Raw genomic sequence first — 13,864 nt, 5'->3', positions numbered from 1 at the left:
GGAACGGGTTTCCTGGTTTCCTTTCTGTTTCCTTGCTAAGAACGAGTCGGTGGGTGTTCCGACTTGTGGTGGTGTTCTCGAGCCAGTGCGGGCCCCGGGCGAAAGCCCGGGGCCCATTTCTCATGTCTCAGACCGGGTTCCCGGCCGCGGCGTAGTGGTCCTCGTCGGCGGCCTTGAGCCCTTCGGGCTCGCCGTGCCAGGCCCGCCACAGCCCCGCGTAGTGCCCGTCGAGGGCGATGAGCTCGTCGTGGCTGCCGAGTTCGGCGACGCGGCCGTCCTCGACCACGGCGATCCGGTCGGCGTCGTGCGCGGTGTGGAGCCGGTGCGCGATCGCGATCACGGTGCGGCCCTCCAGGACCGCGCCGAGCGCGCGCTCGGTGTCGCGGGCGGCGCGCGGGTCGAGCATCGCGGTGGCCTCGTCGAGGATCACCACGTCGGGGTCGGCGAGGATGATGCGTGCGAGCGCGATCTGCTGCGCGGAGGCGGCGTCGAGTTCGCGGGCCTTGCCGCCCAGGGCGGTGTCGAGCCCGTCGGGGAGGTCGGCGGCCCAGTCGGCGCCGACGGCGGTGAGCGCGTCGCGCAGCTCCTGGTCGGTGGCCTCGGCCTTGGCGAGGATCAGGTTGTCGCGCAAGGAGGCCGTGAAGACGTGGTGCTCCTGGGTCACCAGGGTGACGCGGCGGCGGCGCTCGTCGAGCGGGAGCGCGGCGACGTCGACCCCGCCGATGGTCGCGCGGCCCTCGCGGGGCGAGTCGGAGCCGGAGACGAGCCGCGCGAGCGTGGACTTGCCCGCGCCCGAGGGCCCGACGACGGCGAGGCGCTGCCCGGCGGGGACGGAGAGCGAGACGCCGTGGAGGACGTCGCGCACGCCCGACGGGTACGCGTAGCGGACGTCGGCGAGGTCCACGGTGCCGTCCGCGGGCAGCTCGGCGGTGGCGGCGGCCCCGGTGTCCTCGGCCTCGGCGACGCCCTCGATGCGGGACATGGCCGCGAAGCCGCGCTGGACCTTCTCGACCCACATGAGGATGTGGTCGATCGGGAACATGATCTGGCGGGTGAGGACCGCGCAGGCGGCGACGGTGCCGAGGGTGATCGACCCGTCGAAGTAGAGCGCGCCGCCGACCAGCAGCACGGCGGCGGTGGGCAGCGCGTAGGAGCCGTCGAGGAACGGGAAGAAGACGCTGCGCAGGTAGAGGGTGTAGCGGGCGGCGCGCCAGTGGCGGGCGACCGTGTCGTCCCCGGCGCCGTCGCGCTGGGCGCGGAGCCGGTAGGTCTCGGTGGTGCGGGCGCCGTCGGCGGAGGCGCCGATCGTGTCGCCGATGCCGGACTCGGCCTGGCGCTCGTTGAGGTAGCCGTCGCGGGCGCGCTTGAGGTACCAGCGGGTGCCGATGACCAGGCCGGGGGCGACCACGAGCATGCACAGGCCCAGGACCGGGCTGGCCCAGAGCATCGCGGCGAGGAACACGACGACCTTGAGGACCGAGACGATGATCTGCGGGAGGCCGTCGCGGAACAGGACCCCGGCTTCGGGGACGTCGGCGGAGGAGCGGGTCATGAGGTCGCCGGACCCGGCCTGCTCGACGACGGGCATCGGCAGGCGCAGGGCGCGGTCGACGAACTCGACGCGCATGCGGGCGGAGAGCTTCTCGCCGAGGCGGTGGGACACGAACGTCCCGAGCCAGGTGAAGGCCACGACCGCGACGATGGAGGCGATGAGGCCCAGGGCGAGCCGGTCGACGACCCCGGTGCCCTTCCCGGCGGCGAGCTCGTCGAGCATCTCACCGAGCAGGAGCGGCGCGACCGCGGCGGCGACCGCGGCGACCAGGTGGAGGCCGACCGCGGCGAGCGCGCGGCGCTTCTCGGACATGAGCAGGCGCAGGAAGGCGCGGCGCACCGCCGGGGTGCCGGCGACGGGCAGCTGGCCGGCGGCGGGGCGCTCGGACACCGTGGTGGTCATGCTTCCTCCCGGGAGACGAGGGCGCGGTAGTCGGGGTGCTCGGCGGCGAGCTCGTGGTGGGTGCCGGTGGCGATGACCTTGCCGCCCTGGACGAACGCGACGCGGTCGGCGCGGCCGAGCCACAGCGGCGAGGTGGTGGCGACCGCGGTGGCGAGGCCGGCGCGGGCCTCGGCGAGGCGGTCGACGATGCGGGCCTCGGTGTGGGAGTCGACCGCGGAGGTCGGCTCGTGCAGGAGCAGGGCCTCGGGGGCGGCGGCGATGGCGCGGGCCAGGCGCAGGCGCTGGCGCTGGCCGCCGGAGAGGGTGCGGGCCTGGTTGTCGAGCGCGGAGTCGAGGCCGTCGGGCAGGGACTCGACCACGTCGGCGGCGGAGGCGGCCGCGACGGCGGCCTCGACCCGGTCGGCGCCGTCGCGGGCCGCGATGGCGGCGGCGAGGGTTCCGGCGAACAGGTAGGCGTCGTGGTCGGCGACGAGGACGCGGCGGTGGAGCTCGTCGCGGTCGAGTGCGGCGACGGGGACGTCGCCGAAGCGGGCCTCGGACTCGGTGTAGCCGCCGAGGCGGTCGAAGGCGCGGGCGACGAGGTCGGACTCGGCGGAGGCGACGGCGAGGAGTTCGCCGCCCTCGACGGTGAGCCCGGACTCGGGGTCGTGGAGTTCGGCGCCGGCGGCGGGGCCGGGCCGGACCTCGGCGGGGGCCTCGCGCTCGGGGGTGTTCAGCAGCTCGCAGACCTTCCCGGCGGCGACGCGGCCCTCGATGATCCGGTAGGTGCAGCCGATGAGCCAGTGGACGGGCAGCAGCAGGGCGCTGGTGTAGCCGAACGCGGCGACCATCTGGCCGGGGGTGAGGTCGCCGGCGGCGACCTGGCGGGCGGCGATCCAGATGACGACGCCGAGGAGGATCGCGGGGGTGCCCTCGCCGAGGGCGTTCAGCCACGCCTGCGGCGCGGCGACCTTGTACCCGGCCTCGCGCAGGGCCTCGGAGTCGCGGCGGTAGGAGGCGGTGAAGCGGGCCTCGCCGCCGATGCCGCGCAGGACCCGCAGGCCCGAGACGATGTCGGAGGCGCGGCCGGTGATGTCGCCGACGCGCTCGCGGTAGTCCTCCTGGCGGTCCTGGAGCTTGTTGAGGACCGGGCCGGTGATGAGGCCGACGATGAAAACGCCGATGAAGATGGTGAGCCCCAAGCCGACCGAGGTGTTGAACAGGAGCACGCCCACGGCGATGAGGCCGACGAGGCAGCCGGCGGTGGGCGAGAGCGAGTCGATCGCCCAGGAGATGCGGTTGATGTCGGTGGCGCCCACCGAGACCACCTCGCCGGTGGTGAGGCGGCGGCGCAGGTCGTCGCCGAGGCGGTTGACCTTGCGGGTGGCGAGCTGGAGGGTCCGGTAGGAGGCGTCCATGCGCCAGTACACGGTGAGCCGGTGCGACACGACGATGAGCCCGGCGCTGAGGAACCCGGCGACGACCATGGCGCCGGACCAGAACGCGAGCGCGCCCCAGTCCCGTTCGCGCAGGCCGCCGTCGACCGCGCCGGTGAGGAAGTACGGCAGGACCGGGAGGGAGCCGAGGGCGAGGCCGGAGGTGACGAGCGCGCTGATCGCGAGGCCCTTGTTGCGGGACGCGAGCCAGGCGAGGAGGCGCCAGGGGGACGCCGGGGGTGCGGTGGGGTCGCCGCGGGAGCCGTCCTTGCGCAGGGGGTCGGCGAGCGGGAATTCGGGGGCGCGGAGGAACCTCACTTGCCGAGCGTAAAGGGCGGGTCCGACAGGCGGCAATCGATTATCCCCGGGTGTGACCCCTGACCTGGGCGTTCGGCGGCACGGAGGCGGCCGCGGCGGAAGCGAGGGGTCCTCGCGGGCGATGCACTACGCTGACCAGGAACCCGGGGAGGACCGTCATTCACCGAGAGCGCGCACCGATCGGCCTGCGGCTGTTCACCGCCGCCGCCGCGCTCGGGTTCGGGTACCTCGCCTGGGTCGCGGCCCATCCGCTCTCGGTCTGGCTCCTGGGGCACTGCCACGTCCCCGGCCGGGCCTCCCTCGCGATCGCGCTCCTCATGTACGGCCTCGTCGGGGCCGTCCTCTCGCTGGTGTGGCGCAGCTGCCTGACGACGGTCCGCGGGGCCGCCGGGCTGTCCGCGGCCGACGGGGACCCCGAGGCCGACCGGGACGCGACCGGGCCGGGCCGGCTCGGGACGGTGGCGCTGCGGTTCGGCGCCTGCGCCTACGCGGGACGCGCGCCGCCCTGCGGCTGCTGATCCCCCGCCCCGCACGCCCGCGCGCCGTCGGCGCGACCGGGCGGCGTGCCGTCCCGTTGCCGCACTCCCCCTTGACTGGAGCACTCCGTGCCGACGCTGCATTCCGAGAACCTGCTGCACCATCCCGAACCCGAGTGGACCGGCGAGCGCTGGGGCGACGAGGGCCGCCCCGTGCTGCTGCTGACCGAGTCCGGTGAGGACCGGTCGGCGTGGTGGCCGGTGGCCGCGCGCCTCGCCGCCGAGCACGCCGTGGCCGTGCTCGACCTGCCCGCGGGCGGGCCGATCGGCGACCGCGCCGAGACCCTGGCCCAGTTCACCGCCCGGATCGGGACGCGCGCGCCCGTGGTGGCGGCGTACGGGCGGGCGGCGGTGGTCGCCTCGCTGTTCGCGTGCCGGTACGTGGCCCACGGCGTGGCCGCGATCGAGCTCGCCCTCGACGCGCCGGCGGCCGATGCGGACACGGCCGCGGCGCTGGCCGAGATCACCGCCGGGCCGCGGCGGATGCGCTGCCGGTACCTGTCGGTGTTCGCCTCGGCGCCGCGGCCGGGCTACGCGGCGTGGCTCGCCGCGCGGGTGCCGGGGGCCGCGTGCGCGGTGTACGGCACCGAGGGCGCGTATCCGCACTTGAGCGCGCCGGACCGGTTCGTGGGGGACGTGCGCGTGCTGGCGTCCTGAGCGGGGCGGGGCGCGGGCCCCACGGGGAGCGACGGTCCGGAAGCGGTCACTTGGAGTTTTCTTTCATCAGGGTGCTTCTCAACGAAGAAAAACTCCGCTATGGTCTGAATCACGATTCCAGACTCGACCCCCCGCACGATCCCCCGCTCCGTCCGCGGCGGCCATCGGCCCCGCCGCTCCAGGAATTCCGAAGGGACGCAATCGCATGACCCACCAAGAACCGCGCACCCCCCGCTCCCGCCGCTGGGTGCTCTCCCGCGCCCTGATGGTCGGCGGCGCCGTCACGGCGGCCGCGGTCCCGTCCGTGTTCGCCCTCCAGTCGGCGAGCGCCGCGGCGTCGGTCGACATGGAGCTCGTGCTCGTGGCGGCGATGGTCGACCCCCAGAAGTCCGGCACCGGCACCACGCTCAACGCGGCGGCCTCGGTGAAGGCCGTCGAGCAGGCGCTCGACGCGAAGAACCACCTCGCGGCCAGCTATGTGGACGGCCACTACGGCTCCTCCACGATCACCGCCTACAGCGCCTGGCAGAAGTCCCTGGGCTACACCGGGATCGACGCCAACGGCATCCCCGGGCCGACCTCCCTCGTGAAGCTCGGCTCCGACACCGGCGTGTACTCGGTGACCCGCCAGGTCAGCATCGGCTCGAACGCGGACTCCTACGGCGGCAGGCGGGTCAACACCCGCACCAAGAACATGCTCGCCGCCGCCGACGGGAAGCTCTCCTGGAGCCTGGCCCTGACGCAGGGCTCCTACACGACCGGGAACCCCAGCTCGGCCGGCACGCACGACGGCGGCGGCGTGGTCGACATCAGCGTCAGCGGCATGACCGCCACGCAGCGCTGGCAGACCGTCAAGGCCCTGCGCGACGTCGGCTTCGCGGCCTGGCTGCGCACCCCCGAGCAGGGCTTCAGCTACCACATCCACGCGAACGCGGTGGGCGACACCGACATGGTCGCCGTCGCCCGCGCGCAGGTCCACGACTACTTCTACGGCAAGAACGGCCTCGCGAGCCACGCGGCCGACAACACCCCCAGCTCCTACAAGGGCTCGTTCACCTGGTGGGAGCAGTACAAGCGGAGCTGACACAGCTCGGATGAAGGAAAGACCGCGGCGGGCGGGGCCACACAATGGCCCCGCCCGCCGCTCCGTCTCAGGCGGCCGACCCGGTGATGCGGCCGAGCCATCCGGAGCCCGAGTGGACGGACCGGTCGCGGTTGCCGATGTAGTCGACGACGAGGTCCACGACCTCCTCGGGGCTGTCGGTCACCGCCGCGGCGCGCGGGTGGGAGGTGGTGGCGGCGCGGGAGTACGCGTAGACCACGACCGGGACGGTGAGGCCGGAGCCGTTGATGCGGTCGAGCAGGGCCAGGCCCGCCTTCGGGCCGGCGGGCTCGGTGGCCCGGCCGATGTCGCTGATGACGAGGTCGTACGGGCGCTCACCGAGCGCGGTCATGGCGGCCTCAGTGGAGAGCGCGAGGTCGACCCGGATGCCCACGGACTCGAAGACGCGGGCCAGGAGCGCGTTGTGCTCGGGGTGGTCGTCGACCCACAGGATCGCGCCGCCTTCGAGCGCGCCGGCCGAGAGCGCGAGGCGGGTGGCCGCGCGCAGGCCGCGCTGGTAGGGCTGCTGGTACGGCGGCGGGGGCGCGGCCCCGCGGTACGCGGCGGTGCGGGCCGGGAGCGGCTGGGCGTAGTAGGTGGTGGCCGGCGGCGGGGCGAACTGGTACGGCGGGATCTCGGGGACCGGGTGCCGGGGTTCGGTGAGGGGCCCGGTGGGGCTGTCGCCGTTCTGGTTGGGGCCGTTGCCGAGGGGAGTGCCGTGCGCGTCGCCGGGCTCGTCGGCGGGCGGGGTGTTCGGGGGGTGCGGGCGGGCCGGTTCGGTCTGGACGGGCGGGTCCTCGTCGGCGTCGTCCTCGGGGGGCGGGCTGACGGCTCCGGCCCCGCCGGGGGCGCCGTAAGGCTCGGTGGCGGGCCGCTGCTCCGGGAACCCGTAGCCGGCGCCGAAGGGCGCGGGGCGCAGTTCGGGGGCGGGGCCGACCGGGAAGCCGTCGGCGCGGAAGGGCGCGGGCACCTCCCACGGGCGCGGCTCCAGCGGGTCGGGGCCGCGCACGGTGGCGGCCTCGATGGCCTGCTGCGCGAGTTCGACCGTGACCCAGGGGGTCTCGACCTTCGTCATGCGGGGCGCCTGCTGGGTGAAGACGCGCTTGGCGACGGCCAGCGCGATGAAGCCGAAGCCGATCCAGAGGAAGGCGGGGAGCACCTTGATCAGCTCGATCCAGATGGCTTCGCTCATGAACGACTCCAAGAGAGGGGGTACCGGGCCGGGCATCTCCACCTTAATCGGCACGGACAACCGGACCGGCACCCCCTTGCGCGAACGGGTGAGCGGGCGTTCGCGGGCGGGCCCTACCGGGTGAGGGCCCGGTACAGCGCGATCCACCGGTCGGGGTGGACCAGGCCCACGGGCGCGTCCTTGGCGATGCCGGCCTCGGCGCAGGCGCGGGCGGCGGCCCGGGCGGGGACGGCCTGGCGCAGCGAGGCGGCGAGGGAGCCGCCGACGCCGGTGAAGCCGAGGGCGACCATGTCGCGGTAGTCGGCGAGGTCCCGGCGCGGCAGCAGGGGCTCGGGGCGGCGCCGCAGGTGCAGGACGGCGGCGTCGACCTTGGGGACGGGCCGGAACCGCTCCCGGCCGATGCGGGCCCCGAGGGCGAGTTCGTGTTCGGGCCAGGCGCCGACCGCGAGCCGCGACCAGCGGCCGTAGTCGCCGGTGTGCTTGCGGGCGAACTCGCGCTGGACGACGAGGGTCGCGGTGGTGAGGCCCTGTGCGGCCAGGCACCAGCGAACGATGTCGGTGGTGATCGCGAAGGGCACGTTGGCGACCACGCGGAACGGCTCGTGCGGCGGGTGCGCGTCGCGGAAGTCGCCGGTGTGGAGCCGGAAGTGCGCGCGGTGGCCGAAGCGCGAGCGCAGGCGCTCGGCGAAGTGGCGGTCCTTCTCGTAGGCGACGACGCGGCGGGCGCGGTCCAGGAGCGGGCCGGTGATCATGCCGCCGCCGGGTCCGACCTCGATGACGAGGTCGCCGGGGCCGACGTCGGCGGCCAGGGCGCGGGCGACGGCGGGGTCGGCGAGGAAGTTCTGGGACAGGCGCTTGCGGTTCGAGACCGGTGCAGTGGGGTTTTCAGGGCGCGGTGAACGGCTGCGGGACATGGGAATCCTCCGTGCGGAATGGTCGAATCAGGTCGATCGATCCGCCCAGGCCGCGCAGCGGCGCAGCGGTGCGCTGAGGGCACCGTCAGGGACCGGCCGGGGGCCGGAAGCGTGCGCGTGCGGGGCCTAGGCCGCCGCGCGCAGCCGAGTGAAGCAGCTCGGACCGAACGCGGCGCACGCGTTCGATCCCGGGGATCCGTACATGGCGGCCAGGTTACCGGAGCGGCCCGCTCCCGTCGAGCCGGTTCGGGCCGGTGCGGATCGGGCCGGTGTCGCCGGTGGAGTAGCGGCCGGGCACGTGCAGGCGGAGGACGGCCTCGCCGGCCCAGTCGGGGACCGAGCCGGGCCGGGAGGCGGCGGCCATGGTCGCGAACGCGAGCGGCACCGTCCACAGTGCGGGTTGGGCGAGGAGGATCGACCAGGTGCCCGGGGGCAGGTCGAGGATCACCGAGGCGAGCGCGGCGCCGGTGGAGGAGGCCGCGCCGACCAGGAGGCCCGCGGTGGCGCCGGTGGCGGTGAGGCCGCGCCACCAGATGCCGAGGGTGAGCAGGGGGCAGAACGTGGAGGCGGCCACCGCGAAGGCCCAGCCGACGAGGACGTTGATGTCGACGTCGGCGGCCGGCAGCGACAGGACCACCGCGAGGGCGGTGCCGACCACGACTCCCATGCGCAGCTTGGAGAGCGAGCCGCCGAACAGGTCGTGCGAGAGCCCGCCGGCGAGAGCGAGGAGGAGCCCGGAGGAGGTCGACAGGAACGCCGCGAACGCGCCTGCGGCCACGAGCGCGGTCAGGACCGCGCCGACGGTGCCGGGCGCGATGGCGCCGGGGACGAGGACCGGGACCACGTCGGTCTCGGCCGGGTTCGGCACGGCGATGCGGCCGAGGAGCCCGTACACGATGGGGAACAGGTAGAACAGGCTGAGCAGGACGATCACCGAGACGGCCACGCGGCGGGCCGCGCGGGCGCCCGCGACGGTGTGGAAGCGCATCACGACGTGCGGGAGTCCCATGGCGCCCAAGGTGGTCGCGGTCAGGACCGACACGGTGGCGAGGACGGAGTGCCCGGAGCCGTCGAGGTCGAGGAGCGGGCGGGCCCAGTCCGGGTCGGGGCCGTGGGCCGCCAGCGCGGCCTCGCGGCGGTCGGATCCGGCCAAGGCGATGAGGACGATCGCGGGCCCGGCGATGAACGCGAGCTTGACGAGGTAGTGGAACGCCTGCACGTAGGTGGCCGAGCGCATCCCGCCGACGGCGATCGTGGAGGAGACCACGAGCCCGGCGCCGATGACGCCGATCCAGTAGGGGATGCCGGAGACGAGTTCGAGCACGACCCCGGCGGCCTTGAACTGCGGCAGCAGGTACAGCAGCATGATGACCAGTACCACGAGCCCGCACATACGGCGGATGCGCGGCGAGCCGAGGCGGTACTCGGCGAAGTCGGGGACGGTGTAGGCGCCGCTGCGGCGCATCGGCCCGGCGACGAGGGCCGCCACGAGGACGTACCCGGCGGTGAAGCCCACGGCGTACCACATCGCGCCGACGCCGTTCTTGACGAGCAGTCCCGCGAGGCCGAGGACCGATGCGGCCGAGACGTACTCGCCCGCGATGGCGAGGGCGTTCCAGCCGGGCACGATCGAGCGGGAGGCGACGAGGAAGTCCGGGGTGGAGCGGGCGGCGCGCACGCCCCACACGCCGATGACGACGCTGGCGACGAGGACCAGCATGATCGAGGCGAGGCCGAGCATCAGGGGCCGTCCGGCGCGGGGTCGGCGCGGAGGTCGGAGGCGCGGCCGGTGGCGGCGTCGGCGGCGGGCGCTTCGGAGGCGTGCGCTTCGGAGGCGTGGTCGTCCTCGACGCGCTCCGCGCGGCGCACGTGCAGGGCCGCGAGCGCGAGGAGCACCGGGTAGGGCGCGAAGAACAGGACCGCCCAGCCGAGGCGCCCGGGCACGAGCGCGGCGGCGGTGAGCAGGGTGGCGAGGGCGGCCAGGAGCGCGAGGGCGGTGCGCACGGCGAGGCGGCGCTGGCGGCGCAGGGCCCGTTCGGCGGCTTCGAGGTCGATGGCGGTCGAGGGCATCGGGGGGCGGCCCGCGAGGTGGCTCAGGCGCCCCATGGCGTCCGCCCCGCGCCGCTGCGCGAGGCGGGTCTGGGGGCTGGTGACGCGGACCCGCTGCATCACCGGTCCCCGCGCACCGCTTGGAGGAGGCGTTCGCGCAGGAGCCGGGAGTGGCGGCGGCTCACGGGGACCTCGCCGGCGCCGGTGACGGCCACGAGCCCGGCGGTGGAGGTGACGCGCAGTTCGGTGATCGAGGCGAGGTTGACGAGGAAGGACCGGTGCGCGCGCACGAATCCGGCCGCGTCCCAGACCTCTTCGAGGTAGGTGAGGGACTGGCGCAGCAGGTGCGAGTGCTGCCCGGAGTGGAGCCTGACGTAGTCGCCGTGGGCCTCGGCGTAGGCGATGTCGTCGCGGCGCACGAACACGGTGCGCCCGGCGAGCTCGACCTGGACGACGGCGAGGTCGTCGGCCTTGTCCCCCGCCGGGGCCGGGCCGGAGCGGCGGCCGATGCGGGCCACGGCCTCGGCGAGGCGCTCGGGCCGGAAGGGCTTGAGCAGGTAGTCGACGGCGCCGAGGCCGAACGCCTCGACGGCGTGGTTGTCGTAGGCGGTGACGAACACGATCGCCGGGGGGTGGGACAGGCGCCGCAGGATGCGCGCGACGTCGATGCCGGTGAGGCCGGGCATGGCGATGTCGAGGAACGCGGCGTCGAAGGTGCCCTCGCCGAGGAGGCGCACGGCCTCGTCGCCGCCGGCGGCGCACTGGACGTCGCCGACGCTGGCCTGCTCGGCGAGCTGCCCGGCGAGTTCGGCGCGGGTGGAGGACTCGTCCTCGACGACCAGGACGCGCAGTCCGGCGGCCATCAGGGCGCGCTCGGGGCGGGCGGGCGGGGGCTCATGCGTGGACTCCTCTGGCGTAGCGGGGGATGCGCACCGTGGCCTTGGTGCCCGCGCCGGGGGCGGTGTCGAGCCACAGGCCGTACTCGGGACCGTAGACGGCCCGGAGGCGCTTGTCCACGTTCGCGAGGCCGATGCGGCCCGAGCCGGCGCGCGAGCCGGTCAGGATGGCCTTGGCGACCTCGGGGTCCATGCCGGCGCCGTCGTCCTCGACCTCGATGACGCACAGGGGCCCCTCGGAGAAGCCGCGCACGGCGATGTGGCCGGTGCCGGGCTTGGTCTCGAAGCCGTGGCGGACGGCGTTCTCGACGATGGGCTGGACGACGAGGAACGGGATGGGCACGGGCAGGACCTCCGGGGCGATGCGCACGGTGATGTCGAGTCGGTCGTCGAAGCGGGCCCGCTGGAGCTCCAGGTAGGTCTGGACGGCGTGGAGCTCGTCGGCCACCGTCGCGAAGTCGCCGGTCCCCGCGAACGAGTAGCGGAGGTAGTCGGAGAAGTCGGTCAGGAGCTCGCGGGCGCGCTCGGGGTCGGTGCGGGTGTGGGCGCTGATGGCGGCCAGCGCGTTGTGCATGAAGTGCGGGGAGATCTGGGCCCGGAGGGTGCGCAGGTCGGCTTCGGCGATGCGCTCGCGGGCCCGGACCAGGTCGGCGTGGTCGAGGGCGCGGGCGACGAGGTCGGCGGCCTCGGCGAGGTCGGCGTCGCTGACGTCCCCCGAGACGAGGAGGCATCCGGCGAGGTCGCCGGAGACGACGAGCGGGGCGGCGCGCAGCGGCGGGGCGGTGACCGGTTCGAGGACGTCCAGGGTCTCGGTGAGGAGCGCGGCGGCGGCGTCGGGGTCGAGGCTGCCGGCGGTGGCGAGGATCTTCTCGCAGTCGGCCAGCGCGACCGCGTCGGCGGCGAGGAGCCGGGCGAGGCGGCGGGCCGCGACTTGGGCGCCCTTGCCGGTGAGGCCGTCGGCGAGGGCTTCGCCGATCTGGCGCGACAGGCGCAGCGCGGCGAGGGTCGCCGCACTGCCGGTCCGCCGTCGTTGGCGATGAGGGGATCGCGCGATCACCCCGCAACTGTAACGTGGCGCACATCAGGGCCCGTCCGGTGGACGGGCCCAAAGTCGGCGGGGAGGGCCGCCCCGGCCCTCCCCGCCTGGGGGCCGCCTAGTGGACCGAGGCCCGCTCCGCACCCGCACCGGTGAACGCCCGCACTTGCATGGAGGCGAACCGGTCAGGGTTCGATTCGGAACTCATCAGCGTACCGACCACGGCGCAGATGAGACCCAGCGGGATGGACACCAGGCCGGGGTTCGACAGCGGGAACCATGCGATGTCGACCCCTTCGCCGAGCAGCGAAGTTTCAGTGCCTGAGAAGGTCGGCGAGAAGATCACCAGACCGATGGACGAGATGAGGCCGCCGTAGATGCCCGCGACGGCGCCGGCCGTGTTGAACCGCTTCCAGAAGAGGCTGAACAGCAGGGTCGGGAGGTTCGCGGAGGCGGCCACCGCGAAGGCGAGCGCGACCAGGAACGCGACGTTGAGGTCCTGGGCGAAGACCGCGATGACGACGGCGATGGCGCCGACGCCGACCGCCGCGAACTTCGCGAAGACGACCTCCTGCTTGCCGCTGGCCTTGCCGTGCTTGAAGACCCCGTTGTAGAGGTCGTGGGCGAGCGAGGACGAGCAGGCGATGATGAGGCCCGCGACCACCGACAGGATCGCCGCGAACGCCGCCGAGGCGATGAGCGCCAGCATGATCGCGCCGCCGGTCGAGCCGGCGATGTTCTCGCCGATGACCTGGGAGAGCTGCGGCGCGGCGGAGTTGCCGGCCGGGTTCTCGGCGATGATCGCCTCCTTGCCGACCATCGCGGCGGCGCCGAAGCCGAGCACGAGGGTGAGCAGGTAGAACATGCCGATCAGGCCGATGGCCCAGTTGACGGACTTGCGGGCGGTCTTGCCGTCCGGGGTGGTGTAGAAGCGGATGAGGACGTGCGGGAGGCCGGCCGTGCCCAGCACGAGCGCGAGCCCGAGGCTGATGAGGTCGAGCTTGTTCCACAGTGTCTGGAGCGAGTCGCCCGCGACCTCCGTGCCGTAGCGCAGCCCCGGTTCGAGGAAGGCCGCGCCCTGGCCGGAGACGCTGGCGGCGTCGCCGAGGAGGGAGGAGAGGTTGAAGTTGTAGTGGACCAGCACCAGGATCGCGAGGACGAACGCGAGGCCGATCTTGACGCACGCCTGGAAGATCTGGACCCAGGTGGTGCCCTTCATGCCGCCGAAGGCGACGTAGGCGACCATGAGCAGGCCGGTGACGACGATGCCGACGACCTTCGCGGCCCCGGCGTCCATGCCGAGGAACGTCTCCCCCTCCTTGATGCCGAGCAGGAGGGTCACGAGCGCGCCGGTGCCGACCATCTGGGCGAGGAGGTAGAAGATCGAGATGCTCAGGGTCGAGACGGCCGCCGCGGTGCGCACGGGCCGCTGCTTCATCCGGTAGGAGAGGGCGTCGGCGACGGTGAACCGGCCGGAGTTGCGCAGGGACTCGGCGACGAGGAGCAGCGCCACGAGCCAGGCGACGAGGAAGCCGATCGAGTAGAGGAACCCGTCGTAGCCGTAGAGGGCGATGGTGCCGGCGATGCCGAGGAACGAGGCGGCGGAGACGTAGTCGCCCGCGACCGCGAAGCCGTTCTGCCAGGCGGAGAAGCCGCGCCCGCCGGAGTGGAAGTCGGTGGCGGTGCTGGTCTTGCGTCCGCCCTGGATGGTGATGAGGATGGTCACCAGGACCATCACCATGAACAGGGAGATGGTCAGGATCCGGTCGGAGTCGCTCATCTCCTGTGCGAGCGT

12 protein-coding genes are annotated in these 13,864 nt (G+C 74.0%); 3 read left to right on the top strand and 9 right to left on the bottom strand.

The window, feature by feature from the left end; all coding sequences use genetic code 11:
* Positions 1-127: 127 nt before the first annotated feature.
* Together BLS99_RS23780 and BLS99_RS23775 are read right to left on the bottom strand one after the other, a co-directional pair.
* Entirely contained in the window at positions 128-1,954 is a 1,827-nt protein-coding gene (locus BLS99_RS23780) for an ABC transporter ATP-binding protein (RefSeq protein WP_091054222.1), read from the bottom strand.
* Positions 1,951-3,687 carry an ABC transporter transmembrane domain-containing protein gene (locus BLS99_RS23775; protein ID WP_143034933.1) on the bottom strand — a complete coding sequence of 579 codons (1,737 nt, stop codon included), beginning with the start codon at positions 3,685-3,687 and terminating at the stop codon, positions 1,951-1,953. Before BLS99_RS23775 ends, BLS99_RS23780 begins: the two co-directional genes overlap by 4 nt.
* Positions 3,688-4,004: 317 nt before the next feature.
* Here BLS99_RS23775 and BLS99_RS23770 point away from each other — a divergent pair, with 317 nt between their 5' ends.
* The 3 genes from BLS99_RS23770 to BLS99_RS23760 all read left to right on the top strand — a co-directional run bounded on the left by BLS99_RS23770 (position 4,005) and on the right by BLS99_RS23760 (position 5,964).
* The gene (locus BLS99_RS23770; protein WP_091054220.1) at positions 4,005-4,205 is read left to right on the top strand and encodes a hypothetical protein; all 201 of its coding nucleotides are present in this window, start codon (positions 4,005-4,007) and stop codon (positions 4,203-4,205) included.
* An 87-nt stretch (positions 4,206-4,292) separates the two neighbouring features.
* On the top strand, positions 4,293-4,880 hold the full coding sequence (locus BLS99_RS23765; RefSeq protein ID WP_091054219.1) for an alpha/beta fold hydrolase: 588 nt from the start codon (positions 4,293-4,295) through the stop codon (positions 4,878-4,880).
* A 205-nt stretch (positions 4,881-5,085) separates the two neighbouring features.
* Positions 5,086-5,964 (top strand): peptidoglycan-binding protein, encoded by an 879-nt coding sequence (locus BLS99_RS23760; protein WP_091054218.1) that lies wholly within the window; start codon positions 5,086-5,088, stop codon positions 5,962-5,964.
* Positions 5,965-6,031: 67 nt separating this feature from the next.
* On the opposite strand, the gene BLS99_RS23755 is transcribed toward BLS99_RS23760, so the two are convergent.
* The 7 genes from BLS99_RS23755 to BLS99_RS23725 all read right to left on the bottom strand — a co-directional run bounded on the left by BLS99_RS23755 (position 6,032) and on the right by BLS99_RS23725 (position 13,849).
* On the bottom strand, positions 6,032-7,174 hold the full coding sequence (locus tag BLS99_RS23755; RefSeq protein WP_091054217.1) for a response regulator: 1,143 nt from the start codon (positions 7,172-7,174) through the stop codon (positions 6,032-6,034).
* Between the two features lie 113 nt (positions 7,175-7,287).
* Positions 7,288-8,088 carry a 23S ribosomal RNA methyltransferase Erm gene (erm, locus tag BLS99_RS23750; protein WP_091054216.1) on the bottom strand — a complete coding sequence of 267 codons (801 nt, stop codon included), beginning with the start codon at positions 8,086-8,088 and terminating at the stop codon, positions 7,288-7,290.
* 214 nt (positions 8,089-8,302) lie between these two features.
* Positions 8,303-9,829: a sodium/solute symporter gene (locus tag BLS99_RS23745; RefSeq protein WP_176953508.1), complete on the bottom strand. Its 1,527-nt coding sequence runs from the start codon at positions 9,827-9,829 to the stop codon at positions 8,303-8,305.
* On the bottom strand, positions 9,829-10,257 hold the full coding sequence (locus BLS99_RS23740; RefSeq protein ID WP_176953507.1) for a hypothetical protein: 429 nt from the start codon (positions 10,255-10,257) through the stop codon (positions 9,829-9,831). Before BLS99_RS23740 ends, BLS99_RS23745 begins: the two co-directional genes overlap by 1 nt.
* Positions 10,257-11,000 carry a LytR/AlgR family response regulator transcription factor gene (locus BLS99_RS23735; protein ID WP_091054214.1) on the bottom strand — a complete coding sequence of 248 codons (744 nt, stop codon included), beginning with the start codon at positions 10,998-11,000 and terminating at the stop codon, positions 10,257-10,259. Before BLS99_RS23735 ends, BLS99_RS23740 begins: the two co-directional genes overlap by 1 nt.
* A gap of 31 nt (positions 11,001-11,031) precedes the next feature.
* Complete coding sequence (locus BLS99_RS27540) at positions 11,032-12,027, bottom strand: histidine kinase (RefSeq protein ID WP_091054322.1); 996 nt, start codon at positions 12,025-12,027, stop codon at positions 11,032-11,034.
* Positions 12,028-12,187: 160 nt separating this feature from the next.
* Positions 12,188-13,849, bottom strand: coding sequence for a sodium:solute symporter family transporter (locus tag BLS99_RS23725; protein ID WP_091054321.1), 1,662 nt, complete (start codon positions 13,847-13,849; stop codon positions 12,188-12,190).
* Positions 13,850-13,864 lie beyond the last annotated feature (15 nt).

This window comes from Glycomyces sambucus (assembly GCF_900102815.1).
Classification (GTDB): Bacteria; Actinomycetota; Actinomycetes; order Mycobacteriales; family Micromonosporaceae; genus Glycomyces; species Glycomyces sambucus.
Note: the sequence above shows the minus strand (reverse complement) of the source record. Positions and strands in the feature narration are given on the sequence as shown.

Bases quoted from the DNA above. Each gene is read 5' to 3' on its own strand.
- BLS99_RS23755 (WP_091054217.1), bottom strand. From the start codon at position 7,174: ATGAGCGAAGCCATCTGGATCGAGCTGATCAAGGTGCTCCCCGCCTTC.
- BLS99_RS23760 (WP_091054218.1), top strand. From the start codon at position 5,086: ATGACCCACCAAGAACCGCGCACCCCCCGCTCCCGCCGCTGGGTGCTC.
- BLS99_RS23770 (WP_091054220.1), top strand. From the start codon at position 4,005: ATGTACGGCCTCGTCGGGGCCGTCCTCTCGCTGGTGTGGCGCAGCTGC.
- BLS99_RS23780 (WP_091054222.1), bottom strand. From the start codon at position 1,954: ATGACCACCACGGTGTCCGAGCGCCCCGCCGCCGGCCAGCTGCCCGTC.
- BLS99_RS23745 (WP_176953508.1), bottom strand. From the start codon at position 9,829: ATGCTCGGCCTCGCCTCGATCATGCTGGTCCTCGTCGCCAGCGTCGTC.
- BLS99_RS23735 (WP_091054214.1), bottom strand. From the start codon at position 11,000: ATGGCCGCCGGACTGCGCGTCCTGGTCGTCGAGGACGAGTCCTCCACC.
- BLS99_RS23725 (WP_091054321.1), bottom strand. From the start codon at position 13,849: ATGAGCGACTCCGACCGGATCCTGACCATCTCCCTGTTCATGGTGATG.
- BLS99_RS23740 (WP_176953507.1), bottom strand. From the start codon at position 10,257: ATGCAGCGGGTCCGCGTCACCAGCCCCCAGACCCGCCTCGCGCAGCGG.
- erm (WP_091054216.1), bottom strand. From the start codon at position 8,088: ATGTCCCGCAGCCGTTCACCGCGCCCTGAAAACCCCACTGCACCGGTC.